This window comes from Bacillus sp. SIMBA_008 (genome assembly GCF_046535495.1).
Lineage (GTDB): Bacteria > Bacillota > Bacilli > Bacillales > Bacillaceae > Bacillus > Bacillus subtilis.
In genome coordinates, this window is record NZ_JAWRWL010000379.1 from 1 (window position 1) to 276 (window position 276).

Annotated in this window: 1 protein-coding gene; it reads left to right on the forward strand. The window is 44.2% G+C overall.

The genetic code is table 11. The features are described 5' to 3' along the window. Window positions 1-276: ABC transporter substrate-binding protein (locus tag SB658_RS23680; protein WP_410602748.1), on the forward strand; the 276-nt coding region annotated here is incomplete at both ends.

The window sequence follows — 276 nt, forward strand, 5'->3', positions numbered from 1 at the left end:
GTTACGGCATTTTGCCAAAACATATATTGGGTAAGGTGCCGGTTGCAGATCTGGGAGAGAATGAATTTAACCGTAAAAATCCAATCGGCTCCGGTCCGTTTAAGTTTGTTGAGTGGAAAAAAGGTGAGTATGTCAAACTGGAAGCAAATGATGATTACTTTGGCGGCAGACCTTACCTTGATACAGTGACAGTCAAAACAATTCCTGATTCTAACGCGGCCGTGGCCCAGTTAAAAGCGGGAGATATTGATTTCTTCGTTGTGCCGGGCACAGATT